The organism is Brevibacterium sp. OS20 (assembly GCF_056837565.1).
This window is the reverse complement of sequence record NZ_CM166367.1, coordinates 794,405-814,459: the sequence shown is the minus strand read 5'-3', so window position 1 is coordinate 814,459 and position 20,055 is coordinate 794,405. Positions and strand designations below refer to the sequence as shown.

General features: G+C 64.4%; 16 protein-coding genes. 4 read left to right on the top strand and 12 right to left on the bottom strand.

Annotation, left to right across the window (positions count from 1 at the left end):
• Positions 1-241 precede the first annotated feature (241 nt).
• The 9 genes from betC to ACVZTU_RS03420 all read right to left on the bottom strand — a co-directional run bounded on the left by betC (position 242) and on the right by ACVZTU_RS03420 (position 11,295).
• Positions 242-1,828, bottom strand: a complete 1,587-nt coding sequence (gene betC, locus ACVZTU_RS03460; protein ID WP_482401424.1) for a choline-sulfatase — start codon at positions 1,826-1,828, stop codon at positions 242-244.
• Positions 1,825-3,876 carry a BCCT family transporter gene (locus ACVZTU_RS03455; RefSeq protein ID WP_482401743.1) on the bottom strand — a complete coding sequence of 684 codons (2,052 nt, stop codon included), beginning with the start codon at positions 3,874-3,876 and terminating at the stop codon, positions 1,825-1,827. The genes betC and ACVZTU_RS03455 overlap by 4 nt, the downstream gene beginning before the upstream one ends.
• 587 nt (positions 3,877-4,463) lie before the next feature.
• Positions 4,464-4,778, bottom strand: coding sequence for a DMT family transporter (locus ACVZTU_RS03450; RefSeq protein WP_259358748.1), 315 nt, complete (start codon positions 4,776-4,778; stop codon positions 4,464-4,466).
• On the bottom strand, positions 4,775-5,134 hold the full coding sequence (locus tag ACVZTU_RS03445; RefSeq protein WP_139906975.1) for a DMT family transporter: 360 nt from the start codon (positions 5,132-5,134) through the stop codon (positions 4,775-4,777). Before ACVZTU_RS03445 ends, ACVZTU_RS03450 begins: the two co-directional genes overlap by 4 nt.
• Positions 5,131-5,730 carry a TetR/AcrR family transcriptional regulator gene (locus ACVZTU_RS03440; protein WP_482401423.1) on the bottom strand — a complete coding sequence of 200 codons (600 nt, stop codon included), beginning with the start codon at positions 5,728-5,730 and terminating at the stop codon, positions 5,131-5,133. Before ACVZTU_RS03440 ends, ACVZTU_RS03445 begins: the two co-directional genes overlap by 4 nt.
• A 148-nt stretch (positions 5,731-5,878) precedes the next feature.
• Positions 5,879-6,670 (bottom strand): ABC transporter ATP-binding protein, encoded by a 792-nt coding sequence (locus ACVZTU_RS03435; protein WP_482401422.1) that lies wholly within the window; start codon positions 6,668-6,670, stop codon positions 5,879-5,881.
• Between the two features lie 5 nt (positions 6,671-6,675).
• On the bottom strand, positions 6,676-7,659 hold the full coding sequence (locus ACVZTU_RS03430; protein WP_482401421.1) for an ABC transporter permease: 984 nt from the start codon (positions 7,657-7,659) through the stop codon (positions 6,676-6,678).
• Positions 7,660-7,804: 145 nt separating this feature from the next.
• Positions 7,805-8,782, bottom strand: a complete 978-nt coding sequence (locus ACVZTU_RS03425; protein WP_482401420.1) for an ABC transporter substrate-binding protein — start codon at positions 8,780-8,782, stop codon at positions 7,805-7,807.
• 266 nt (positions 8,783-9,048) lie between these two features.
• Entirely contained in the window at positions 9,049-11,295 is a 2,247-nt protein-coding gene (locus ACVZTU_RS03420; protein WP_482401419.1) for a S9 family peptidase, read from the bottom strand.
• Between the two features lie 189 nt (positions 11,296-11,484).
• On the opposite strand from ACVZTU_RS03420, the gene ACVZTU_RS03415 reads away from it, so the two are divergent.
• The 3 genes from ACVZTU_RS03415 to ACVZTU_RS03405 are packed head-to-tail and all read left to right on the top strand — an operon-like array spanning position 11,485 to position 14,742.
• Positions 11,485-12,522: a Bug family tripartite tricarboxylate transporter substrate binding protein gene (locus ACVZTU_RS03415; protein WP_482401418.1), complete on the top strand. Its 1,038-nt coding sequence runs from the start codon at positions 11,485-11,487 to the stop codon at positions 12,520-12,522.
• Complete coding sequence (locus tag ACVZTU_RS03410) at positions 12,519-13,193, top strand: tripartite tricarboxylate transporter TctB family protein (RefSeq protein ID WP_139906968.1); 675 nt, start codon at positions 12,519-12,521, stop codon at positions 13,191-13,193. Before ACVZTU_RS03415 ends, ACVZTU_RS03410 begins: the two co-directional genes overlap by 4 nt.
• 1 nt (position 13,194) lies before the next feature.
• Positions 13,195-14,742 (top strand): tripartite tricarboxylate transporter permease, encoded by a 1,548-nt coding sequence (locus ACVZTU_RS03405; RefSeq protein WP_139469908.1) that lies wholly within the window; start codon positions 13,195-13,197, stop codon positions 14,740-14,742.
• 160 nt (positions 14,743-14,902) lie between these two features.
• On the opposite strand, the gene ACVZTU_RS03400 is transcribed toward ACVZTU_RS03405, so the two are convergent.
• Both ACVZTU_RS03400 and ACVZTU_RS03395 read right to left on the bottom strand, forming a co-directional pair.
• Positions 14,903-15,586: a DUF4166 domain-containing protein gene (locus tag ACVZTU_RS03400; RefSeq protein WP_259358754.1), complete on the bottom strand. Its 684-nt coding sequence runs from the start codon at positions 15,584-15,586 to the stop codon at positions 14,903-14,905.
• A gap of 54 nt (positions 15,587-15,640) precedes the next feature.
• Entirely contained in the window at positions 15,641-17,179 is a 1,539-nt protein-coding gene (locus tag ACVZTU_RS03395) for an MFS transporter (RefSeq protein ID WP_139469906.1), read from the bottom strand.
• Between the two features lie 189 nt (positions 17,180-17,368).
• Here ACVZTU_RS03395 and ACVZTU_RS03390 point away from each other — a divergent pair, with 189 nt between their 5' ends.
• Positions 17,369-17,890 (top strand): TetR/AcrR family transcriptional regulator, encoded by a 522-nt coding sequence (locus ACVZTU_RS03390; protein ID WP_139469905.1) that lies wholly within the window; start codon positions 17,369-17,371, stop codon positions 17,888-17,890.
• Positions 17,891-18,092: 202 nt separating this feature from the next.
• Here the strand turns inward: ACVZTU_RS03390 and ACVZTU_RS03385 are convergent, their stop codons facing one another.
• A complete protein-coding gene (locus ACVZTU_RS03385) occupies positions 18,093-19,913 on the bottom strand; it encodes a flavin-containing monooxygenase (RefSeq protein ID WP_139469904.1) in 1,821 nt (606 codons plus the stop codon).
• Positions 19,914-20,055 lie beyond the last annotated feature (142 nt).

Here is a 20,055-nt window from a genome sequence, read left to right as displayed (position 1 = left end):
TGCCACCGGTTTCTGAGAATGTGACCCGCAACTCACCTAAGTCCAAGTGAATTGTTCTCGCCGAGGCGGCTCACCCTCCCAGCCCACCTGCTGTGACCGCTCGGCGGGGTCCGAAACCTGCTTCCGCGGGCTCGAAGTGTGAGCGCAGTGATCTCGATCAGTGCGCCCACGCTTCGAACCCGCGGGGGCAGCGCGACCGACCGCGAGGGCAACGCGGTCCGTTGGCGCTGCAGCCGGCGACTCAGTCGGCGGCTGGGATCTTGCCGAAACGGAACGCCGACCAGAAGTCACCGCGCACATATCCGTGCGACGGTTCCGGGTCGAAGTCCCAGTGGCGGACTCGACCGACCTTGAGCGCGTCGGCGACGAGTTGGCGGCTGCGCTGAGAAGCAAGCACATGCTCTTCGAGGTGTTCGAGGTCGTACCGGGATTCGAGTTCTGCACGCATCGACTCATGCGCCTGGGCGTAGGCCGGATCCTCGGCGCGGTTGACCAGCTCGTCGGGATCCGCCGCCAGGTCGAAGAGCAGCTCCGGATCTCCAGGGCACACCGTGAGCTTGAGATCGCCGCGCACCAGCGTGACCTGCGGCCGGTAGGTGCCCTCGGCAAAGTACTCGATGACGACGTCGCGGTCCTCGGGTTCGAGCCCGCCGGCGGCTTCCCGCCTGGCAGATTCGAGTATCGAGGTTCCGGTCAGTCCTTCATCGATCGCCGAGGCGGCTCCTGCACCTGCATCCTCCGTGCCCACGGACGGCCCGGACGAGGCCGTGCCCTGTGCGATCTCGAGCAGGGTCGGCGCGAGGTCGACGAGACTGACCGGGGTCGCATACCGGCCCGGGGCGATCACCTCGGCGGGTCCGTTGATGATGAGGGGAACTCGGGAGGACTGCTCGTAAGGCGACATCTTGAACCACAGCCCCTTCTCCCCCAGCATGTCACCGTGGTCGCTGGTGACGACGATGACAGTGTTGTCCGCCAGGTCGAGCTCCTCGAGTTTGCGCCGGATCGCTCCGACATGGTCGTCGATGTAGTTCACCGCCGCATAGTAGGCACGGCGGGCCCGTCGCACGTCCTCGATTCCCGGCTCGCGTTCGTCGAAGCCGCACATTGTGCGCAGACGGTGGCTGTGCGGGTCCACGGCCGGATCGGGGACCTCGGGGTGCGCCGGGTCCGGGATTGCCACCTCGGCGAATCGGTCCCAGTTGGCCTTCGGCGGTTCATACGGGTCGTGAGGGTGGATGAACGAGGTGACCATGAGGAACGGCTGATCGCACCCGGCAGCCTGGTTCGCGCGCTTGCGGTCGTTGAGGTGGCGCAGGGTTCTGAAGATCACCTCGTCGTCGAAGTCCTGCTGGACGTTCGCGGTCGCCGCACCGGCGGTGAACACAGGATCCGCCTCGTGGTACCACTGAAGCTTCTGCTCCAGCGGACGGTTCCAGTCGGGCACCATATCGAGATCGGCCGGGTACACGTCCGTTGTCAGGCGCTCTTCGAAACCGTGGTGCTGATCAGGGCCGATGAAGTGCATCCGCCCGATCAGCGCGGTATGGTAGCCGAGCTTGCGCAGACGGTGGGCGAACGTCGGCACGGAGGCTGCGAAGTCGTCGCCGTTGTCCAGGCAATCGATCTCCGAGGGCATCCGCCCGGTCATCATCGACGCCCGCGACGGCGAGCACAGAGGAGTATTGCAGTACGCACGGTCGAAGACGGCTCCGTCGGCAGCCAGGGCATCCATATTCGGTGTCAGCGCGGCCGCATCACCATAGGCACCCAGAGCCTGGGCAGCCATCTGATCGGCTTGGATGACGACGATGTTCGGCGTGGTCATGAGTGGTCCTCTCTGCGGTCGGAGCCGGAGTCGGCTTCGGAATCGGTCACTGACCCCGGGTCGGATTCACTCGCCGAGGCGGTCACGGAGTCCGCGTCGGTCGTTGCGGCTGCGTCCGCCTCGGCGGTGGAATCGTCGTCCGGGGTCCAGCCGTCGGCCCATTCGCCGGTTTCGTAGTCGAACCCGACGGGTTCGCCGTTCTCGTCCGTGCGCTGGTACCAGTCGGTGTAGTCCCCGTGCTCGGAGTCGATTCCGCCGTTCGCACCGTCACCGGGTTCGGTAGGCACGACCTGGAGGGCGAAGTCGTCACCGTAGGCATCGGCACCGGCGACCACGGCGTTGTCCACCGCGTTGAGCGCATACTGACGACGCAGCGCCAGCGGGTCCGTCCGCAGCTCCTTGAACCAGGCCACGATGATGAAGAGCATGACGAGCGCGAACGGCACTGCGGTGACGATGACGAGCTGTTGGAGTCCCTCGAGGGCGCTGGCGTCGCCGAGGAGGAGCATGACCACGGCGATGCCGGACATCACCAGACCCCAGAACACGACGACCCACTTCTTCGGCTCCTGATCACCCCGGCTGGTGAGCATGCCCATGACCACCGAGGCAGAATCCGCGGAGGTGATGAAGAAGATCGCCAGGACGATGATGACGACGAACGGCAGCCATTCGACATAGGGCAGGTTGTCGATGAGGGTGAAGAACACCTCGGGGGCTTCCATGCTGTCGGTGAAGCCCGACGCTCCGGACCGGTACATCCAGATCGAAGTTCCGCCCATGATGCCGTAGGCGACGAAGAGCAGCGTCGAGGGGATGAAGATCGTGCCGAGGATGAACTGGCGGATCGAACGGCCGCGGGAGATGCGGGCGATGAAGGTGCCGACGAACGGCGACCAGGAGATCCACCAGGCCCAGTAGTAGACGGTCCACAGGGACTGGAACTCCTGGGTCTCGGCACCCCAGGACAGGGACCGGCCCATCATGTCGAACATCGACCCGAGGTATTCCATGAACGCCGAGGGCAGCAGGTTGAGCAGGTAGAGCGTGGGTCCGAGGAACAGCACGAGCGCGACGATGCCGACGGTCAGCACGATGTTGATCGAGGACAGGTAGCGGATTCCGCGCGAGACGCCGGAGACCGCGGAGATGATGAAGCCGAGGGTGAGGACGAGGATGATGATGACGAGCATATTGTTCGTCATCGGTCCCGCGCCGGAGACGATGCTCACGCCGGTGCCGATCTGCATGGCCGCGATGCCCAGCGCCGCGGCCGTACCGAAGAGAGTGGCAACGATCGCGAAGATGTCGACGAGTTTGCCGGCGAAGCCCTCGGTCTGTCGTTTGCCGAACAGCGACTGGAAGATCGAGGACAGCAGCAGCGACCGTCCGCGACGGTAGGCGGCGTAGGCGATGGCACCGCCGACGAGGGCGTACATCGCCCAGGCGTGGAAGCCCCAGTGGAAGTAGGTTTGAGCCATCGCCCCATGGAGCGCCTCGGTCGTCTCCGGATCGTTCGTCAGCGGCGGCGGTGAGATGAAGTAGGTCAGCGGCTCGGAGGGGCCGAAGAAGAGGACGCCGATGCCGATTCCCGCCGCGAAGAGCATGGCGACCCAGGAGAAGGTGGAGAATTCTGAGGTCTCCCCATCCTTGCCCAAGGGAATCTTGCCGTAGGGAGAGAACGCGAGGATGAGCAGGGAGACGAGGATGATGATCGCGACGAGGTTGAACAGCCATCCGACGTTGAGCGTGGCCCAGTCGTAGGCTGTCTGAGCGACGCTGGCGACGCTGGAGGGGCTGGTGATGCCCCAGATGACGAACGCGACGGTGAGGCCGCCGGCGATGGCGAAGATGATCGTGTCCAGCGAGTACTTCCGCCGCTGTTCGTCGATGGCGATTCCGGGCACGAGGATGGGGTGGGTGTCGTGCGGGTAATGGCCGTGCGCATCTTCGAGATCGGCCTTCACCGGTCCGCGAGGGCGGCGGTAGTCGAACTGTCCGAGGTTGCGCCCGGTCTCACGTCCCACGCGTTTGGCGTCGTCCCTCATTCGGCGAGCGTCGGCCTTGATCCTCTCGCGCGGATCACGGCGGGTCGCCTCGGCGGGGGCATCGGACTGGCGATCCGGGCCCGGATCGTGTTCGTCGGTACGGGTGGGGTCATCTGTCATGGGTCGGTTCACACTCTCTCGATAGTTGCGGAAGACTGCCGAAAACGATCGGTGCCGTGCACGGAGACGAACGCATCATGGCCCGATGGCGTGAACGCACATCGGGTACGAGTGGGAAATCAGGTGATGCGACCGGTCGGCGGCCGTCGATCGGGCAGATGGTCTGCGGATCGGCGATCAGTGACTAGGGCTCTCCGCCCCACCAGCCGACGGCCACGGGCTCCCAAGAATCATTGGCGAAGCCGCAGCTCGGGCGCTCTCGATTCGGGGTCGACCATCCACAGCGTTGGTGGTCGTCGAATTCGAGAGGGGTCATATCTTCGGACGATAACAGCTTCCTTGACGCTTCACAATAAATTCTCAGCAACGAGCAGGCGAACCGCTGGCCTGGTCGGCCGCTTATGGCCGAGTCAGCCAGACGTGGTCGGGGCAACCGGGTATGGCATGTGCAACCCGGTACGGCCGCGTCAGCCGATTTCGACGAGAATGACGCCGACGGTGATGAAGCCGATCCCGAGGAGCGCCTTCCGCGTCAGCGGATCCTTCCAGATCACTCGAGAGAGCAGACAGACCAGTGCGACTCCGCACGCCGCCCAGAGGCCGTAGGCGACGCCGAGCGGCATCCCCTCGGCGAGGGTGCGGCTGAGGAAGAAGAAGGCCGCGGTGTAGCTGATCGCCACCGGGACGAACCAGATCTTGCGCTGCAGTCCGGCGCTGGCGCGCAGGCACAAGGTGCCGGCGACTTCGCTGAGGATCGACAGGGCCAACCACATCCAACTCATTCGGTCACCTCCGCGTCGACGGTCTCGGATTCCTCGGGAGTGCCGGATTCGACGAGGATGACCCCGATGATGATGAGAGCGATGCCGATGATGGCGCCGATGCTCAGGAGCTCACCGAAGAACACGACGCCGAGCACGGCGACGAGGGCGACTCCGCTGGCCGACCAGGTGGCGTAGACGGCTCCGAGCGGCATGCCCAGCCGCTGGGTGAGCCCGAGGATGAAGAAGGCTGTGGCGTAGAGGACGACGACTCCGGGGATCCACCTCGGATCGGCAACCGAGGCGCGCAGCATCAGGGTGGCGGCCACCTCGGCGAGGATGGCCGTGACGAGCAGCAGCAGACGTTTCGCATTCATTTGCTCACCTCCACAGCGGTGTTGTCGGATGCTCCCTCGGCGGTATCGGTTGAGGTCTCAGCGGCGTCGATGAGAGCGAGGGCGTGCTCGCGTACGGCGGCGAGGTCCTCGGAGGGGAAGACACCCGTCGCCTCTGACATCCACGCGCCGTCGGCGCAGAATCGAGCCGCAGTCAGCAGAGATACCGCACGATCATCGAGCCCGGTGGTGTCGAACCACGGACCGAGGTGCTCACTCCATGCCCGCGTCAGCTTCGGGTGGTAGAGCGCATCGGAGAAGATCCAATAGTCGGCGCGAGAGACCTCGGCGGTGGTGGCCACGGCGACATAGGCACGGTGCCGCTCGAAGCTCGACAGCTCCTGACTCGGGCGCCCGGTGTGCTCGCGCAGTCGCCGTGCCCAGTCTTCTGCGGCGTGGTCGACGAGCCCGAGCATGAGCGCTTCCTTGGAAGGGAAGTGATACATCAGGCCAGGCTTCGTCAGGCCCGCCTGCTGTGCGACCGACTCCAGCGAGATCGTCACTCCCTGCACCGAATCATGCGATTCGGCCAGAGCCTTCGCCGCCTTGAGTATCCGCATCCGTCCATCATTCGCCATGCCTCGACTTTACCAACCGGTTGGTAAAGTACGCCAGCGCGGATGAGAGGGCGGTCCGCACCCTGTCGGTGCGAACCGCCCTCTCATCCGGTCTGCAGACCGTCGGCCTGCCTGCGGGCGTTCGCCTGGCTTCCGGCGAAGTCTCGGTTCAGTTCAGCAGTGCCCGGTCGCCCAGGGTCGCTCCCTTGAGTTTCGAGAATTCGCCGAGCAGCGTCTCGACGGTCAGATCCTTCTTCTCCTCGGCCGAGGCCTGGTAGATGATCCGTCCCTCGTGCATCATGATCAGCCGGTTGCCCAGCGCGATGGCCTGCTCCATATTGTGGGTGACCATGAGCGTGGTCAGCCCGTCGGCTTCGACGATCTTCTTCGTCAGAGCTGACACCAGGGCCGCGCGCTGCGGGTCGAGGGCGGCGGTGTGCTCGTCGAGCAGCAGGATCCGCGGCTGAGTGAATCCGGCCATGAGCAGGCTGAGCGCCTGCCGCTGACCGCCGGAGAGCAGCCCGACCTTCGTCTTCAGCCGGTTCTCCAGTCCGAGTTCGAGAGTGGCGAGCTCCTCCTTGAAGTGCTCGCGTCGCTCCGAGGTGGTCCCCCGCCCCAGCCCACGCGGCTTTCCGCGTCTGAGCGCGAGCGAGAGGTTCTGCTCGATCGTGAGGTCCGGAGCGGTGCCGGCCATCGGATCCTGGAAGACGCGGCCCAGGTATCTCGCCCGTTTGTATTCGGGCATCCGCGACACCTCGGCGCCGTCGATGGTGATCGAACCGGAGTCGATGGGCATACGGCCGGAGATGGTGTTGAGCAGTGTCGATTTTCCGGCTCCGTTGGAGCCGATGACGGTGACGAAGTCGGATTCGTCGAGTTCGAGCGAGAGTCTTTGCAGCGCCTTGCGTTCGTTGACGGTGCCAGGGAAGAAGGTCTTGGAGATGTTGTCGATCTTGAGCATGGGTCTCAGATCTCCTTCCCGTTTCGGGCGCCGGTCGCGCCGGCGGGGATGTCGGCGATCTCTGCGGGGTCCTTCATATCGGTCGTTCCGGCCGGCACCGAGGCGGCCGCGCGGTTTCCGCGTCCGCGCAGTGAGGGGATCCGTTTGAGGAAGCCCCATCTGGGCAGCAGCAGTGCGATGACGACGAGGAGCGCGGTCGTCAGCTTCATATCGTTCGTATCCAGGCCCGCGCGCAGGGCGAGGAAGATGATCAGCCGGTAGACGACCGAGCCGAGGAGCGCGCCGAGGCTGGCCATGAAGATGTTGCGGCTACCGAAGACTGCCTGACCGAGGATCACCGAGGCGAGTCCGACGAGGATGAGGCCGATGCCCATGCTGATGTCGGAGAACCCCTGGTACTGGGCGACGAGTGCACCGCAGAGCGCGACGAAGCCGTTCGACAGTGCCAGGGTGAGCATCGTCGAGTTGTCGGTGTTGACGCCGAGGCTGCGGATCATCTCTTTGTTGTTGCCGGTGGCCTGGATGGCCAGCCCGAGATCGGTGGTGAGGAACCAGTCGATGGCGAACTTGAGGATGAGGGCGAAGACGAGCAGGATCGCGATCGATGCCCAGGTGCCCATGAGCATGTTCTCCCGCAGCGGGGTGAACACGGTGTCTTCTCGCAGGAGCGGCAGGTTCGCCTTCCCCATGATCCGCAGGTTGATCGACCAGAGGCCGATCATGGTGAGGATTCCGGCGAGCAGTCCGTCGATTCCGCCCTTCGTGTGGAGCAGACCGGTGATGTAGCCGGCGATGAGTCCGGCGCCGATCGCCGCGAGGGTGGCCAGGAAGGGGTTGACCCCGGCGATGATGAGGGAGGCTGCGGTGGCGCCGCCCGTGGTGAAGCTTCCGTCGACGGTGAGGTCGGGGAAGTTGAGGACCTTGAAGGTCAGATAGACCCCGAGCGCCATCGCGCCGTAGATGAGCCCGAGCTCCAATGCTCCGAACATGGGTTTCCGTTCATTTCTGGTGTGTGGTTCGTGGTGGCCCCGAGGCCGTCGGTTTCAGTGCCGACGGCCTCGGGGCCGGTGACGTCGGTGCCTCCGGAGAGTTCAGGACTCCGCGCACCGGGTCACGGGGTGAAGCAGGTTCCGATCACTCGATGACCTTGTCGGCCTCGTCGACGAGCTTCTTCGGAATCTCGACGCCTTGGGACTTGGCGGCCTTCGGGTTGACGACGAGTTCGAGGTTCGAGCTGGTCTCGACGGGCATCTCGGCGGGCTTCTTTCCGTCCTGGAGGATCTTCAGAGCCATTTCGCCGGTCTGTTCGCCGAGCTTCGTGTAGTCGATGCCGCGGGTGATCGCCGCACCGGATTCGACCTGGCCGGCTTCCGACCCGACGAGCAGAGCCTTGTTCTTCTCTGCCGCCTGGACCATGGTCGACACTGCCGAGACCACGTTGTTGTCGGTGGGCACATAGTAGGCGTCGACCTTGCCGAGCGAATCCACGGCCTGAGCGAGTTCACCCGAGTTCGCGATCGTCGCTTCCTTGATCGTCACGTCGAGGTCCTTGGCGGCCTTCTTCGCGAGATCGACCTGGACCTGCGAGTTGACCTCACCGGAGCTGTAGACGATGCCGACGGTCTTCGCATCGGGCTTGACGTCCTTGACCAGCTTGAGCTGCTCTTCGACCGGGTTGAGGTCGGAAGTGCCGGTGACGTTTCCGCCTGGCTTGTCGTTGGAGTCGACGAGTCCGGCTTCTTCGGCGTCGGTGACGGCGGTGAAGAGCACGGGCTTGTCGGTGATCGCCTGGGCCGCGGCCTGAGCGGCCGGGGTGGCAACGGCGAGCACGAGGTCGAGGTCGTCGTTGGCGAACTGCTGGGCGATCGAGGTCGCGTTGGCCTGTTCGCCCTGGGCGTTCTGCACGTCCCATTCGACGTCGACGCCGGCATCTTCGAACGACTTCTTGAAGCCTTCGGTCGCGGCGTCGAGCGCCGGGTGCTGCACGAGCTGGGAGACGCCGATGGAGTACGAATCGCCCTCACCGCTACCGCCTTCGCCGCCTCCGCAGGCCGAAACCGCAAGAATCGAACCGACTGCCACCATCGCTGTGGCCACTTTCCTGAGACGCATTCTTCTCCCTTTCGGAATTTCGGTCCGCCGGTGCGGATCCGTCACGAATTCTGCATTCGACACCGCCGCTCCTCGCACGCAAGGAATAGTGACGGCAATGCAGATGAATGATGCGCCGCCGTCACTCAGACCGTTCTGAGATCATGACGCGCATCACGTCGAATGTGATGATATCCACTGTATGGCCCGGCACTGACGCCGGGTGCCGAATCCGGGTTTTGGAGACAATCGTCCCAGTATCGTTATCTGCGGCGACAGTCGTCCCCTCAGGGCTCTATTTCGACATCCGATCGTCCCAGCACATCGAGGATCCACGCGTACTCGAACGCGATCTCCTTCCACGCGTCATAGCGCCCCGATGCTCCGCCGTGCCCGGCGACCATTTCGGTCTTGAGCAGGGCGTTCGCACCGACTTCACGGAGTCGGGCGACCCATTTCGCGGGTTCGACGTAGAGGACTCGGGTGTCGTTGAGCGAGGTCACGGCCAAGATCTGCGGGTAGGCCGCCTCGGTGATGTTTTCGTAGGGAGAGTACGAGCGCATGTACTCATACACTTGCGGATCATGGAGCGGGTCTCCCCACTCCTCCCATTCGATGACGGTCAGCGGCAGCTCGGGCATGAGGATCGAGGTCAGGGCGTCGACGAACGGCACTTCGGCGCTGATTCCGGCGAAGAGCTCGGGGGCAATGTTCGCAATTGCGCCCATGAGCAGGCCGCCGGCCGATCCGCCGCTGGCGACGAGTCGGTCCGGGCTCGTCCACCCGGTGTCGATGAGGTGGCGGGCGACGTCGATGAAGTCGGTGAAGGTGTTCTTCTTCGCCGTGGTCTTGCCCTGGTCGTACCAGCGTCGGCCCATTTCGCCGCCGCCGCGCACGTGGGCGATGGCGAAGACGACGCCGCGGTCGAGCAGGGACAGCCGGGAGACCGAGAAGTACGGGTCCATGCTCGCTTCGTAAGACCCGTATCCGTAGAGGAGCAGCGGTGCCGGCTCGGCTTTCGCCGAGGCGGCTCCGTTCGCTGTGTCCCCACCGTCGCCTGTGCCCGTATTCGCCGAGGCGGGACCGCCGTGGCCGTCGGAACGGTGCAGGTCCTTGCGGAAGACGACCGAGATCGGGATATCGGTGCCGTCTTCGGCCTTCGCCCACAGCAGGGTTTCGGTGTAGGCGTCCAGGTCGACGGAACCGAGAACGGGCTGACGCTTGAGAACCGTGTCAGCGCCGTCTGCAACGCTGTGGGAATAGATCACGGCGGGCGTCGACATGGAGGTGAAATGCAGTCGGATGCTCGTCTGCACGAACTCCGGGTTGTTGCCCACGTAGAGTGACCCGGTCTCCCGGCCGAAGGGCAGCTCCTGCAGCGGTCCGAACGGAGAGGAGGAATCGCCCAAGCGGATGATGCCGACGCGCGCAAATCCGCCGCGACGGTAGCTGAGCACGATGAAGTCGGCGAAGGCGTCGACGTCTTCGATGCGCAGATCGTCAATGTCATCAAGCACCGGACGGCCCGTGGCGGTCGGATCGGCCGCTGGAACGTCGACGAGTTCGAAGTCGGCGCGATTGCGGTTGTGGGTGATGAGGAAGCGGTCCTCACCGCCGATGACGGCGTGCTCGACGTTGTATTCGACACCGTCGACGCGGGGCCAGATCTCCTGCGGTTCGGCCTCGAGGTCGTCGACGCTGATGCTCCAGTATCCGGTGGTCGTCTTCGATCCGGTGACGACGAACATCATCCGGCCCGAACGTGAGAAGCCCGAGCCGACGAAGAAGCGCTCATCGGGTTCATGGAAGATGCACACGTCGTCGCTGCTGTCGGTGCCGACGACGTGGCGCCACACTTTCTCCGGTCGCCAGGCGTCGTCGACGGTGGTGTAGAAGACGAAGCGGCCGCTCGGATCGAGGGAGGCTCCTGCGAAGGTGCCGTCGACCGTGTCGGCGAGGTCGTCTCCCGTGGCCAGATCGCGAAGTCGGAGGGTATAGCGTTCGTCGCCGGTGGTGTCGACACCGTAGAGAAGCCAGCGACCGTCGTCGCTCAGCGAGAATGTACCGAGTGAGAAGAACTCCTCGCCTTCGGCGGCGACGTTTGAGTCGAAGATGACCTCTTCGCCGGGCAGAGGCTCTTTGCCGACCTCCGGCGGAGTCCAATCGTCGGGACCCGAGACGGGGATTCGGACGCTGATTCCATAGTCGAGTCCGGCCTTCGTGCGGGAGAAGTACCAGTAGTTCCCGCGCCGGTTGGGCACGGACATATCGGTCTCTTTGATGCGTGTCTTGATCTCGGTGAAGATCGAGTTCTGCAGTCCTTCGAGGTGAGCGGTCTGTGCGCTCGTCCAGGCGTTCTCTGCCTCGAGGTGGGCGATGACCTCGGGCGACTCCTTCTCACGCAACCATTCGTAGTCGTCGACGAAAGTATGGCCGTGGTGCGTGCGCTCGAACGGGACCTTCTTCGCCACCGGTGCCGATGCCGGGGTCGCGGTCGTCGAGGCCGCGGAGTCTGTGCCGGAAGTATCGCTCATGACGTCAGCCTAGCCGCCGGACCGGAAACCCCGGGACCCGACCGATGTATCGTCGCCGACTCATTCTGAGCAGAATGCACTCAACGCGCTCAATGAGCAGAACGCGCAGAGTGAGCACAACCTCGCAGTCGACACTCAGGAACCTCTAAGGTGAGTCTCACATCACACCTGCCTTCAAAGGAGAAGTCCGTGCCAAAGGCGCCACCTCCCGGGGATTCCGTGTCGGAATCCTCCCATCCCTCGCGACGAACCTTCGGTCGCATCGCCTACGGGGCGATCGCCTTGGCGGCGATCGGAACGGCGACGACCTACTCGGTCAGGGCCGCCTCGGCGAAGGGTGACCTGTCATCGAATCTCACCCTCATCGCTCCGGCCGGCGCCGGCGGCGGCTGGGACGGATTCGCCCGCGAGACCCAACAGGCCATGCGCGTCGACCGGCTCGCCAACAATGCCCAGGTCGTCAACATCCCGGGCGCCGGCGGCACCATCGGCCTCGGCAAATTCTCGACCATGCACGGCCAGTCGGACACGATCCTGGCCACCGGCACCGCCATGGTCGGCGGAATCGCGCTGAATAAGTCGCCGGTCGGATTCGACAACACAACTCTGCTCGCCCGCGTGGCCGAGGACTATGACGTCCTCATCGCCGCCGCGGATTCCCCGCACAATACGATCGACGACGTCATCGGCGCGTGGAAGAAGGACCCGAAAGGGTTCGTGTGGACGGGCGGTTCGGCCGGCTCGGTCGACCACCTGACCATCGCTCAGTTGGCGCTGCTCGGCAAGATCCCCGCCTCTGACATCACCTACATCCCGAAGTCCGGCGGCGGTGAAGCCATCCAGACTCTGCTCTCGGGCACCACCGACTTCGCCTCCTGCGGCTTCAACGAGGTCTCCGACCAGATCGAGGCCGGACGTGTCAAAGCCATCGGCGTGGCCGCGCCCAAACGTATCGAGGGCTTCGACGACGTGCCGACCATGTCCGAACAGGGATACGAGGTGACGCTGACGAACTGGCGCGGCTGGCTCGGAGCACCGGACATCAACGGTGACGACTCTGCTCAGCTGCTCGAGATCCTGCAGAAGACCCGTGACAGTGCGGCCTGGAAGGACGCCCTCGATCGGAACAAGTGGACAGACGTATGGCAGACCGGCGAGGAGTTCGCCGAATTCGTCAAAGAAGACACCTCCCGGGTGGAGAAGCTGCTGAAGGAGTTGGGACTGTGAGCGCACAGACGACATCGCGCACGGACAGGACGGGCCACCTCGGCGCGGGCACCTGGTGGCAGGGACGGTCGGGCCTCATCGTCCCCCTCATCATGGGAGCATTCTCGACCTACCTGCTCATCGGCATCCTCACCATGGACGTCGCCCCGGACGCGGACAAACCGGGTCCGCAGTTCTTCCCGACGATCATCATGCTCGTCGGATACGCGCTGACGATCCTGCTGGTCATCGCCTATATCCGCAATCCGGAACCCGTCGACGTCGACGACGAGCTGCCGGCCGCGGCCGAGGAGGACAAGGCGTTCTCGACTCCGGTGACCTCAGCTGTCGCGGCCTCGCGGCTCTCCCCTCATGAGGAAGACGAACCGGAAGAAGACCGTCAGGCTCTCGCTGCGGCTCGCAAGGCCGATGCGAAGCACCGCACGCACAGTGACTTCGTGTCCCTGGCCTGGGGTGCGGGCGGTTTCGCTGCCTTCGCGCTCATCCTCGAATTCGCCGGGTGGATCATCGCCGCCGCTCTGCTGTTCTGGTGCGTGGCCCGGTCGATGGGCTCGAAAAAGCCGCTGTTCGATCTAACTCTGGCACTGACGTTCTCGTCCCTGGTCTATATCGCCTTCTCGGTGATGCTGGGGCTCAACCTTCCTTCGGGAATTCTGGGAGGTGGCTTCTGATATGGACGCTCTCATGTCCCTCTTCGAAGGGTTCACACACGCTCTGACGCCGATGAACCTGCTGTGGGTCCTCGTCGGCTGCTTCCTCGGCACCGCTGTCGGCGTGCTGCCGGGCCTGGGCTCATCGATGGCCGTGGCCCTGCTGCTGCCGATGACCTTTGCGCTGGACCCCACAGGTGCGTTCATCATGTTCGCCGGCGTCTACTTCGGCGGGCTCTTCGGCGACTCGACGATGGCCATCCTCATGAACACCCCTGGGCAGGCCTCGGCCATCGCCTCGACGTTCGAAGGCCACAAGATGGCCAAGGCCGGGCGGGCCCCGCAGGCTTTGGCGACGGCCGCGATCGGTGCGTTCATCGGCGGGTTCATCTCCTGCTGCCTCGTCGTCTTCGTCGCTCCCGCTCTGGCGGAGCTGTCAACAAGCTTCGGCCCGGCCGAGTTCTTCGCCCTTGCCCTGTTCGCCTTCGTCGCCACCTCCTCGGTGGTGGCCGATTCGGTGCTCAAGGGGCTCACAGCCCTGGTGCTGGGCATCGGCTTCACCGTCATCGGCATCGACTCGGTCTCGGGTACCGAGCGGTTCACCCTCGGCGTGCCCGAGCTCTTCGACGGAGTCTCCCTCGTCACGGTGACCGTGGGTGTGCTGGCGCTGGGCGAAGTGTTCTTCATCGCCTCCCGCATCCGCCGTCAGACCAAGGACAATACGATCAACGCCTCTGGTCGGCCTTTCCTCTCCCGCGAGGAAGTCGGCGAAGCTCTGCCGGCGTGGCTGCGTGGAACAGCGATCGGCCTGCCTTTCGGCGTCATTCCTGTCGGCGGTGCCGATGTTCCGACGTTCATGGCCTACGGCCTGGAGCGCAAGCTCGATTCCCGTCGGAAGGATCCGCAGTTCGGCAAGGGCGCGATCCGTGGTCTTGCCGCCCCCGAGGCGGCCGGATCGGCGACGACGGGCATCGCCATGGGTGCCCTGTTGGCTCTGGGTCTGCCGATCTCGGCGACGGCGGCGATCATGCTCGCGGCCTTCCGCCAGTACGGCATCCAGCCCGGTCCGCTGCTCTTCGACCGCTCCCCCGAGCTCGTGTGGGGTCTGCTGGCGAGCTTCTTCGTCGCGATGATCGTGCTGCTCATCATCAACCTGCCGTTCGCTCCTCTGTGGGCGAAGCTGTTGAAGATCCCGGACCCGTACCTCTACGGCGGCATCGCGGTCTTCTGCGGACTGGGCATCTATGCGACGTCCGCCTCGACCTTCGAGCTGCTCATCCTGCTGGGCATCGGAGTGCTGAGCTTCGTGCTCAAGCGCTACGGTGTGCCGCTGGCTCCGCTGATGATCGGCATGGTGCTCGGCCCCCTGGCCGAATCGAACCTGCGCGACTCTCTGCTGGCCTCCGGCGGTGATGCGTCGACTCTGGTGTCCTCGCCGATCACGATCGTCATCTACGTCGTGCTCATCGCCGCTCTTGTCTACACCGGCATCGGCCGAGTGCTGGCTCGCAAACGACAGAAACAGGCTACGTCGAAGGCATCGAACTCCGCGGAGTCGGTCAACCTCTGAACTAGCGCGGCTCCCAGCCGTCGTTCAAGGCGAAGCGCGGTTCGCCAGCCAAATAACCGCCGTTCAAGGCCAAGCGCGGATATCGAGACGTCTACGTCCCGATATCCGCGCTTCTGCTTGATCGAGGGCATTGACGACCTTCGCCGACTGCCCGAATCGCTCAATTGCCCCTCGTCGAACGCAGGTATTCGCTCACGATGCGGTAGGTGAAAGTGCCGGAGTACTCGTAGACACGTCCGATCAGCGGTACGTCGACGTTGAGCTCGACTCTCTGCCGGTCGAGGGTGTCGTCGAATCGCTCACTCAATTCGATGACCGGTCGCAGCACTAACGGCATGGGCAGCCGCAACCCACCTGCCCGTAGCGCGATTCGGCGGCTGCGCAGTCGCAATCCCCCATTGACCACGTCAACAGCAAACTCCGCCTCGACGATGGACGGCTTCCCCAGCACGTCGACGACTCCGCCCTGAGAGTCGCACGGAACTTCTCCACCTACCTCGGATCGGGATCCGCGCGGGACGAACGACACCGCATCGACCATCGACCAATCACCGTCGTCGAATTTCATCGTCCGCGTCGCCGTCTGCTCACCGTCTTCCGTTCGGTTCTCTACGCGAAAAGGAACCTCGCGGTGCACACCCGGCACGATCACACCGCACCGTTTCGCAATTGCGAGGACGGGCCACAGCCACCGCCGTTGGGTGCCGAACGATTCGAAGACACCTTCACCGACACCCACCGCGCCGGGAGGGATCACCGCGAAGTATCGCCTGAGGACCGGGTGGAGTTCTGCCACTCGAGCGCCGAGCGCCCGCTCATATGCGGATCGGGAGGGAGAGCTCATGGCTGCGAGTGTAGGGCAACTCCGCCGGATCAGTGGTCAGGAACCGTCCCGGCCTCAGCGGTCGGCGTTGGCGGCAGCTCCCGGCAGCAGTCGCCCGGCCCCCTTGAGGCCGAAGCTCGTGAGCACGGCGGCGATGAGGACGAGGACGACGGCCGCACCGGCGGCCCACTGCACGCCGAAGTCGAAGGCTGACACGGCCGCCTCGGTGATTCGCTCACCGGCTGCACCACTCAACCCAGACGCGTATTCGAGGGCGGAGCCGAGCGTATCGAACTGTGCTCTGTCCGCTTTGTCCCCGATCGCCGACTGCAGCGCGGATCCGTACATGAAGGTCGAGAGTCCGCCGAGGACGGTCGTGCCCATGACGGACCCGAATTCGTACGCGGTTTCCGATATCGCCGAGGCAGCTCCGGCCTTGTGAGCGGGGACCGCGGCGAGGATGAGGTCGTTCGTGATGACCTCGGCGGTGCCGAGTCCGATGCCGAGGATAAGGAAGGCCAGCAGCATTCCCATCACGGAGTGTTCGGAGGTGAAGGCGATGATGCCCATGCCGACCGCGTTGAGCGCGAGCGCGCAGGGCACGACGACGCGCGGTTCGAAGCGGGCGATGAGCGGCACTGCCAGATAGCCGGCCGCAACCGAGGTGATGAGTCCCGGGATGAGCACTAGGGCCGCGTCGATCGGTGAGAGTCCGAGCACGAGCTGGAGCAGCTGGGTGCCGAAGTAGAGGAACCCTGCCAGTCCCATGATGCTCAACAGGTTCGACACCACCGCCGAGGTGAACACGGAGTTCGCGAACAGACGGACGTCGAGCATCGGGTTCGGAGTCGCGAGCTGGCGGAGGACGAAGCTGGCTCCGGCGACGATCGCCACGGACAGGCTGAGCCAGAAGAGGAAGTCGGCGCCAGACGCCATGCTGTGTTTGATGGCGAAGACGAGCGGGGCCAGAGCAAGCATCGACAGAATGATGGAGAACGGGTCGAAGCGGCCGGGGTTCGGGTCGCGCGATTCGGGCAGCAGAATTGCAGCTGCGGGAATGAAGAGCGCGATGAGTGGCAGGTTGATGAAGAAGACGGAGCTCCAGTGGAAGTGCTCGAGCAGGAAGCCGCCGACGATGGGCCCGAGTGCGGCACCACCGGAGAACATCGCGGCCCAGGTGGCGATCGCGATGCGACGGTCTTTGTCATGGTCGAAGATGTTGCGGATGAGCGACAGTGTCGATGGCATGAGGGTGGCGCCGAAGATGCCGAGCAGTGCGCGGGCAAGGATGAGCATCTCGGCGGAGGTGGAGAACGCCGCGAGCAGCGAGGCCGCACCGAAGCCGACGGACCCGATGATGAGCAGCTTGCGACGTCCGACCCGATCACCGAGGCTGCCCATGGCCACCAGCAGACCGGCGAGCATGAGCGCATAGATGTCGACGATCCACAGCAGCTGCGTGCCCGTCGGATGCAGGCCGGTGCTGATTGCCGGGATCGCGAAGCCGAGGACCGTGTTGTCGATCGAGATCAGCAGCACGGGGATCATGAGCACCGCGAGTCCGGCCCATTCGCGCCGGCCGGCACGCAGCTGTGGAGTCAGTGTCGTCGTCATGTCATCAACTGTACCGTCTGGACGGTACAGTTGAAAAGCGGTTGGCGTGCTGCAACCGAGATGCTCAGGTACTTCGCAGATACAGGCCCGGCCGCGCGAGAAATCCGAGCGGTCTCATGCATGCCCAGCTGGCAGAACACCAGGCACACGTCCGTCTCGTAAGTACAGCCATGGACTAGGCTCGTGGCTATGGCACGCAATCCGACCGCAACCAAGGAGAAGCTGCTCGACGCTTTCGATACGCTCCTCGACGAACACGGCACAGCCGGAGCGACTCTGGACGCAGTAGCTGCGAAGGCCGGAGTCTCCAAAGGCGGTCTGCTCTATCATTTCGGGTCGAAGGCCGAGCTCATCAAGGGCAGCCTGGAACGCCTCGACCAGCTGGTCGCCGAAGACGTCGAGGAGATGAAGGCCGCCGGCGCGCGCCTCCACTATTACTACCTCGAGACCTCCGCCGAGGTCGGTACTCCCCTGGACCGCAGCCTCATCGCCGCCGGCTGCCTCGCTCTCGAGAACGAGGACGCCAAGGCGGCTCTGCGTCGCACACGTGAAGCGTGGTTCGACGCTCTCAACAACCACCTCGGCGATGCTGATCTGGCGATGACGATTCAGCTCATCGGCGACGGAATGTATTTCAATCAGAACTTCGGGCTGTCACAGGATGAGGCCCTCGATCATGTGAAGCGAGTGCTCACGCGTTTGGGGCTTTAAGACACCTACGCGCCTGGGCGGCTTGGGCGCCTGGGCCCCTAGAGCAACTTCTCCTACGATCTGCGCACCTCCCCCGGCAGATGCACTTCCCTACTAGATGCCTTCGGTGGGCGAAATGGTCACGTCCCGAGTAACAGAACGTGACCATTTCGCCCACCTATGAGCATCCACCCGACCTCAAAGAGCCGGATTCACCCCGAGCTCAGCTCAGGTGATGAACCTCCTGCAGCCCATACACCGGAGTCTCGATGCCTTCGTGCCGGGCCTTGAGCTGCAGCGCCAGATACAGCGAGTAGTGCCTGGCCTGGTGCAGATTGCCGCCCATGAACCACAGGTTCTCCTGCTGGGTGGGCTTCCACATATTGCGCTGCTCGCCCTCCCACGGGCCCGGGTCCTTCGTCGTCTCCGACCCCAGTCCCCAGCATTTGCCGACCTTGTCCGCGGTCTCCTGGTCGACGAGGTCCGCGACCCAGCCGTTCATCGAGCCATAGCCGGTGGCGTAGACGACGAGGTCAGCCGGCAGCTCAGTCCCATCGGAAAGGACGACGGCATCCTCGGCGAGGTGGTCGACCTGCCCTTTGGCCAGCTTCACTTTGCCGTCGGCGACGAGCTCGGCGGATCCGACATCGATGTAGTAGCCCGAACCGCGGCGCAGATACTTGAGGAACAGACCAGACTCGTCGTCGCCGAAGTCGAGGTCGAACCCGGCGGCCTCCATGCGCTGGTAGAAGTCCTTATCCGCTTCCTTGATCTGGTCGTAGAGCGGGATCTGGAACTCGTGCATGATCCGGTACGGCAGTGACGCGAAGATGAGATCCGCCTTCTCCGTCGTCACGCCGTTCTCCAGCGCGCGTTCGGAGTACAGGTCGCCCATCGCGATCTCCACGAGCGAATCGCTCTTGACGATGTGCGTACTCGATCGCTGCACCATCGTGACATCGGCGCCGTTCTCGTACAGAGCACCGCAGATGTCGAAGGCGGAGTTGTTGCTGCCGATGACGACGACCTTCTTGCCCGCATAAGCGTCGGGGCCCGGGTGCTGCGAGGAGTGCTGCTGCTCGCCCTTGAAGATGTCCGAGCCCGGGAACGTTGGGATGCTCGGCTTGCCCGACATGCCCGTGGCCATCACCAGATGGGTCGGCCGCAGGGTGACTTTCTCCCCGTTCCGGTCAACCTCGACCGTCCACCGGCCTTCCGCTTCTTCGTATTTCGCCGAGGCAGCTGTGGTCGACGACCAGTACGGAATCTCCATCACCTTCGTGTAGAACTCCAACCAGTCCGCGATCTTGTCCTTCGGTGCGAACACCGGCCAATTGTCTGGGAACTTCAGGTACGGAAGGTGGTCATACCAGACCGGGTCATGCAGGCACAGCGACTTGTACCGCGACCGCCACTGATCACCCGGCCGCTCCCACCGGTCGATGACCAGGGACGGCACCCCGAGTTGGCGGAGGCGAGCGCCGAGGGCGATCCCGCCCTGACCGCCACCGACGACGAGGATGTAGGGGTCGGCGGTCGCGCCCCAGGCGGCGTCCTCCTCGGCGAGCTTCTCCGACCAGCTCTTCCGCTCAGGATCGACGCCGTGCTCGGCACCTTTGACCCGGCGGGTGCCGCGCGGCTCTTCGTGTCCGGTGATCTCCTGCAGCGAGGTGAGCACGGTCCAGGCCTTGATGCCGTCTTCATCGATGAGGCGGACGAGTCCCTTGCCACGCCCCACCGAGGTGGTGAAGGTGAACCATGCTTCCGTCACTCCGTCAGCGGTTGCCGCCGGTTCGCTGAGTTCGAATTCCTCCGGTGAGACCCGGTCGAGATTGTGTGTGAGCAGGTCGGTGACTCCGTCGGGGTTCTCCACTGTTTTGAGATTCCAGGTGAAGGACACGAGGTCCCTCCAATAGCTGTCGGTGGCGAACAGTCCGGCTGCGGCAGGGATGTCCCGGCGGCTGAGCGCCGATTCGAAGTCCTGCAGCCACCTCATCGCGATGTCGTCGGCGGTCAGCTGGGGACGGTCGAGCGTCGTTGTCATGTCACTCCTCCTCATTGAGTTCAGTGACTCCAAACTAGGCCGGGCACTCCCAGCTCGGAAGAGTTGCATCGGATTGCATGGCCCACGCCGTGCCGGGATTCTCACCGACGCCTCGCCCTCATGGCCAGGGGTACGTTCCCGA

What these genes read in the sequence shown, in the direction of transcription:
- betC (WP_482401424.1), bottom strand. Translation starts at nt 1,828, where the DNA reads ATGACCACGCCGAACATCGTCGTCATCCAAGCCGATCAGATGGCTGCC.
- ACVZTU_RS03455 (WP_482401743.1), bottom strand. Translation starts at nt 3,876, where the DNA reads ATGAGGGACGACGCCAAACGCGTGGGACGTGAGACCGGGCGCAACCTC.
- ACVZTU_RS03450 (WP_259358748.1), bottom strand. Translation starts at nt 4,778, where the DNA reads ATGAGTTGGATGTGGTTGGCCCTGTCGATCCTCAGCGAAGTCGCCGGC.
- ACVZTU_RS03445 (WP_139906975.1), bottom strand. Translation starts at nt 5,134, where the DNA reads ATGAATGCGAAACGTCTGCTGCTGCTCGTCACGGCCATCCTCGCCGAG.
- ACVZTU_RS03440 (WP_482401423.1), bottom strand. Translation starts at nt 5,730, where the DNA reads ATGGCGAATGATGGACGGATGCGGATACTCAAGGCGGCGAAGGCTCTG.
- ACVZTU_RS03435 (WP_482401422.1), bottom strand. Translation starts at nt 6,670, where the DNA reads ATGCTCAAGATCGACAACATCTCCAAGACCTTCTTCCCTGGCACCGTC.
- ACVZTU_RS03430 (WP_482401421.1), bottom strand. Translation starts at nt 7,659, where the DNA reads ATGTTCGGAGCATTGGAGCTCGGGCTCATCTACGGCGCGATGGCGCTC.
- ACVZTU_RS03425 (WP_482401420.1), bottom strand. Translation starts at nt 8,782, where the DNA reads ATGCGTCTCAGGAAAGTGGCCACAGCGATGGTGGCAGTCGGTTCGATT.
- ACVZTU_RS03420 (WP_482401419.1), bottom strand. Translation starts at nt 11,295, where the DNA reads ATGAGCGATACTTCCGGCACAGACTCCGCGGCCTCGACGACCGCGACC.
- ACVZTU_RS03405 (WP_139469908.1), top strand. Translation starts at nt 13,195, where the DNA reads ATGGACGCTCTCATGTCCCTCTTCGAAGGGTTCACACACGCTCTGACG.
- ACVZTU_RS03400 (WP_259358754.1), bottom strand. Translation starts at nt 15,586, where the DNA reads ATGAGCTCTCCCTCCCGATCCGCATATGAGCGGGCGCTCGGCGCTCGA.
- ACVZTU_RS03395 (WP_139469906.1), bottom strand. Translation starts at nt 17,179, where the DNA reads ATGACGACGACACTGACTCCACAGCTGCGTGCCGGCCGGCGCGAATGG.
- ACVZTU_RS03390 (WP_139469905.1), top strand. Translation starts at nt 17,369, where the DNA reads ATGGCACGCAATCCGACCGCAACCAAGGAGAAGCTGCTCGACGCTTTC.
- ACVZTU_RS03385 (WP_139469904.1), bottom strand. Translation starts at nt 19,913, where the DNA reads ATGACAACGACGCTCGACCGTCCCCAGCTGACCGCCGACGACATCGCG.